Annotated in this window: 3 protein-coding genes; all 3 read right to left on the bottom strand. The window is 72.4% G+C overall.

Annotation, left to right across the window (positions count from 1 at the left end):
• The coding region (locus ACFE67_RS14140) for a dihydrofolate reductase family protein (RefSeq protein ID WP_375407515.1) at positions 1–577 on the bottom strand (577 nt) is incomplete at its 3' end.
• A gap of 49 nt (positions 578–626) precedes the next feature.
• Complete coding sequence (locus ACFE67_RS14135) at positions 627–1,808, bottom strand: MFS transporter (protein ID WP_375407514.1); 1,182 nt, start codon at positions 1,806–1,808, stop codon at positions 627–629.
• A gap of 250 nt (positions 1,809–2,058) precedes the next feature.
• Positions 2,059–4,807, bottom strand: a 2,749-nt coding sequence (gene mfd, locus ACFE67_RS14130) for a transcription-repair coupling factor (protein ID WP_375407513.1), incomplete at its 5' end; no start/stop codon positions are given.

The raw sequence follows: 4,807 nt of genomic DNA, 5'->3' as shown, positions 1-4,807 counted from the left end.
CGAAGCGCTCCTCCAGACCCTCCTGACCGTCCCAGATCCGCTCTCCGCGGCCGAGCACGATCGGGACGACGACCAGATGGAGGTGGTCGACGAGGTCGGCGTCGAGGAACTCGCGCACGGTCGTCGGTCCGCCGCCGAGGCGCACGTCGAGGCCGCCCGCGAGCTCCGTCGCCTCGGCGAGCGCCTCCTGCGGCGACGTGTCGCGGAACAGGAACGTGGTGTCGCCCAGCACGAGGTCGGGGCGCGGGCGGTGCGTCAGCACGATCACCGGGGTGTGGAACGGCGGCTCGTCGCCCCACCAGCCCTGCCAGGACTCGTCCTCCCACGGGCCGCCGAACTTGTTGCGGCCCATGATCTCGGCGCCGATGCCCGACCAGCTCGCTGCCGCGAACGCGTCATCGATGCCGGTCGTACCCGCCCCGTCGCCGCCGACCATGGACACGAAGGTGCGGGTCGGGACGAACCACTGCATCAGGCGGCCGCCGGCATGCCCGAACGGGGCTTCGAGGCTCTGCCCCTCCCCCGTCCCGAACCCGTCGAGCGAGACGGCGATGGTGTGCGCGCGGAGTCGAGCCATGCCGCGACGCTAGCGCCGGACAGCCCCTCGGGCGGCACACGTCGGAGGGTCAGGCGATGGGCTGCACCCGCCTGGGGAACCCGCCGCGCAGCAGCACCACGAGCACGGCGGCGAGCGCGAACGCAGCCGCGGCGAGCACGATCACCGCCGGCACGCCGGCCGTCCCGATCACCGCACCGCCCACGGCGGCGCCGAGGCCGATCCCGACGTTCGACGCCGAGTTGTTCACGGCGGCGGAGAGGTCCGGAGACAGCGCACGGGCGCGGAGGCAGGCCGCCGCGCAGAACACGGGGATCGCGCCGAAGCCGACGATCCACGCACCGACCGCGGCGACGGTGCCCGGACCCGAGGTCCGCAGCAGCAGGAGCGCGGCGACGCAGACCGCGGAGAGCACGAGCGCGCCGAGGAACCCGGCGCGCGGCCGGCGGTCGATGACCAGGCTGGCGAGCCAGAGCCCGACCACCCCGGCCGCGCCGAACAGGAGCAGCGCGGCGCCGATCGCGGACTCGGCCACCCCGGCGCCGATCAGCACCGTGGAGACGTAGGTGTACAACGCGTAGTGGCCGAAGAACACGATCGCGTTCACCGCCGCGGCGCCGGCGAGGCCGCTGCGCGGAGCCCGCCGCGCGCGCCCCTGCCCCTCCCCTCCGGTCGACGGCGGCAGCGCCGCTGCGGTCACCAGGGCGGCGAGCACTCCGCCGATCGCGAGCGCCCCGAATGCGGCCCGCCAGCCGAGTGCCGCACCGATCGAGGTGGCGAGCGGCGCACCGAGCACGTATCCGATGGAGACGCCCGACGCCACGACGGCGAGCGCCCGTCCCTGCGCCCGCGGCGGCACGAGCGCGGAGGCGTAGGCGGACCACAGCGAGAAGAACAGGGCGTGCGCGACCCCGCCGATCACGCGGCCCGCGCAGAGCACCGCGAACGTCGGCGCGAGCGCGATCACCAGGTTCCCGACGCTGTAGAGCCCGATCGTGGCGAGCAGGAGGGGCTTCCGCGGCAGCCGCCCGGTCAGCCGCGTGAGCGGGATCGCGAGCACCGCGACGAGCGCCGCGTAGACCGTGACGAGGAGACCGGTGACCGCCTCCGAGACCGAGAACGCCCGGCTGAGCTGGGGCAGCAAGCCGACGGGGACGATCTCTGTCGTGATCGCCACGAACGTCGCGAAGACCAGCGCGCCGAGCCCGACCGCCGCGCCGAACCCGATCCGTTCGTCGTCAGGCCGCTGCACTGCTCCATCCTCTCGGTGCGGAGATGGAGGAGGCGACTCGGCAGGGCTCGCGCGGAGCGTCAGCAGATGAGCCCCACGGTGACGCCGACGCGCGCGCGGCTTCGCCGCCGGCCGGCGTCGATGAGCGCGCTGGACGTGCACGCCGCTGCCGAAGCGGGAGATGTCGATCTCCGCCCCCGGCGTCCCAACTCGTCCCGCATCGCCAGTGACTCGCCGTTTTGTAGGTAGGTCCTTCCTACAAAACGGAGAGTCAGGCGGCGGGCTGCTGGACCTTGCCCCAGATCGCGCTGAGCAGCTGCTCGACCCACTCGACCAGCGCCGTGTCCGCGATCGGGTCGCCCACCGTCTGCGGCCACGGCACGTTCACCGCGCCGCCCTGGATGCGGGCACCCGGGTACATGCGCTGCAGGCGCACCTGCATCGAGTCCGGCAGGTCCGCCGGCGCGATGCGGAGGAACTTCGGCAGCGCGACCACGTCGGAGAGGCCCGCGTGCTGCGCGATGCGGCGCAGCTTCGAGATGCGGACCAGGGCCTCCACCTCCTCCGGCGCCGTGCCGTAGCGGTCGACGAGCTCCTCCAGCACGAGGTCGATGCGACCCTCGGCGGAGGCGGGGCCGGCCGCGGCGGACAGCTTCTGGTACGCCTCCAGCCGCAGCCGCTCGCTGTCGATGTAGTGCTCGGGGATGCGGGCGTCGACCGGGATCTCGAGCCGCAGCTCGGTCTGGCCGTCCGCGACCTCGCCGCGGAAGTCGCTGACCGCCTCCCCGATCATCCGCAGGTACAGGTCGAAGCCGACGCCCGCGATGTGCCCGGACTGCTCGCCCCCGAGCAGGTTGCCGGCCCCGCGGATCTCGAGGTCCTTCAGCGCGACCTGCATGCCGGAGCCGAGGTCGTTGTTCGCCGCGATCGTCTCGAGGCGGTCGACCGCCAGCTCGGACAGCGGCTTCTCGGAGTCGTAGAGGAAGTAGGCGTAGGCGCGCTCCCGGCCACGGCCGACGCGCCCGCGCAGCTGGTGCAGCTGCGACAGGCCGTACTTGTCGGCCCGGTCGACGATCAGGGTGTTCGCGTTCGCGATGTCGAGGCCGGTCTCGATGATGGTGGTCGAGACGAGCACGTCGTACTTCCGCTCCCAGAAGTCGACCATCACCTGCTCCAGCTGGTGCTCGCCCATCTGCCCGTGCGCGACGCCGACCCGCGCCTCCGGGACGAGCTCCGCGATCTCGGAGGCGATCCGCTGGATCGACGAGACGCGGTTGTGCACGTAGAAGATCTGCCCCTCGCGCAGCAGCTCCCGCCGGATCGCCGCGGTGATCTGGCCCGCGGAGCGCGCGCCGACGTACGTGAGGATCGGGTGCCGGTCCTCCGGCGGCGTCGCGAGCGTCGACATCTCGCGGATGCCGGTGACCGCCATCTCGAGCGTGCGCGGGATCGGCGTTGCGCTCATCGCGAGCACGTCGACGTTCGTCTTCAGCTTCTTCAGCTGGTCCTTGTGCTCGACGCCGAAGCGCTGCTCCTCGTCGATGATCACCAGCCCCACGTCCTTGAACGCGATCTGGCCCGTCAGGATCCGGTGCGTGCCGATCACCATGTCGACCGTGCCGTCGGCGAGGCCCTTCACCGTCTCCTTCGCCTCCCTGTCGCTCTGGAAGCGGGAGAGCGGGCGCACGTTCACCGGGAAGCCGGCGAAGCGCTCGTTGAAGGTCTCGAGGTGCTGGCGGACCAGGAGGGTCGTCGGCACGAGCATCGCGACCTGCTTGCCGTCCTGGATCGCCTTGAAGGCCGCGCGGACCGCGATCTCGGTCTTGCCGAAGCCGACGTCGCCCGAGATCAGGCGATCCATCGGGATCGGCTTCTCCATGTCGGCCTTAACCTGGTCGATCGTCTCGAGCTGGTCGGGCGTCTCCGCGAACGGGAACGCCTCCTCCAGCTCGCGCTGCCACGGGCTGTCGGGGCCGAACGCGTGCCCGCGGGACGCCATCCGCGCCGAGTAGAGCTTCACGAGCTCGACCGCGATGTCACGCACGGCCTTGCGAGCGCGGCCCTTCGCGGCCGACCAGTCGGAGCCGCCCATCTTCGACAGCTGCGGCGCCTCGCCGCCGACGTACCGGGTCAGGAGGTCGAGCTGGTCGGTCGGCACGTAGAGCTTGTCGCCCGGGTAGCCGCGCTTCGACGGCGCGTACTCGAGCAGCAGGAACTCGCGGACGACCTTCTCGGGCGCCTTATCGCCGATCCGCCGCGGGCCGGTGCGCTGCACGGGCGCGATCTCGCGCCGCACCAGCTCGACGAACCGACCGATCCCGTGCGTCTGGTGCACGACGTGGTCGCCGGCCTTCAGCTGGAGGGGGTCGACGACGTTCTTGCGGCGGGAGGCGAGCTTCTTCGGCCCGCGGTTGTCCATGGTTGCGGTGCGGCCGTAGAACTCGCGCTCGCTCACGACGGCGAGGGAGATCTCGGGCTGCTCGAACCCGGCCTCGAGGTCGCCGATCAGCACGTAGGCCACGCCGGACTCGAGCTCCTCCGGCAGCTCCTCCACGATGCGCGCCGCCGCACCGCGTTCGGCGAGCACGTCGCGCGCCCGCTCGACGAGCCCCTTGCCGGCCGAGGTGACGACCGCCGTCCAGCCGTGCCGGAGGCGGGAGGTGAGGTGGTCGAGCAGCTCGGCGGGCTTGCCCGGCGTGACCGGGGTCGCGCCGCCCTTAATCCGGAGGTACTCCGCGGAGTCGGCGAGCAGCGCGGCGGCCTTCGCCGGGTCGAGCTCGGCGACGGACTCGGCGCCGTCTGGCTGCGACTCGAAGCTGCTGATGGTCCACCAGGTGCCGTCCGGCACGGACTCGCGGAGGCGGTTGACCGTGAGGAAGTCGCCGGACTCGAGGTCGATCGGCGCCTGCGCGCCCGCGGTGGCGGCGCTCCACGCGGCGTGCAGGAACTCCTTGTTCGTGTCGGCGAGGCTCACGGCTCGGCTGGCGACGCGCTCGGGGGAGAGCACGCACACGGCGGCG

This window comes from uncultured Amnibacterium sp. (assembly GCF_964244015.1).
Classification (GTDB): Bacteria; Actinomycetota; Actinomycetes; order Actinomycetales; family Microbacteriaceae; genus Amnibacterium.
This window is presented reverse-complemented; position numbering and strand designations above follow the sequence as displayed.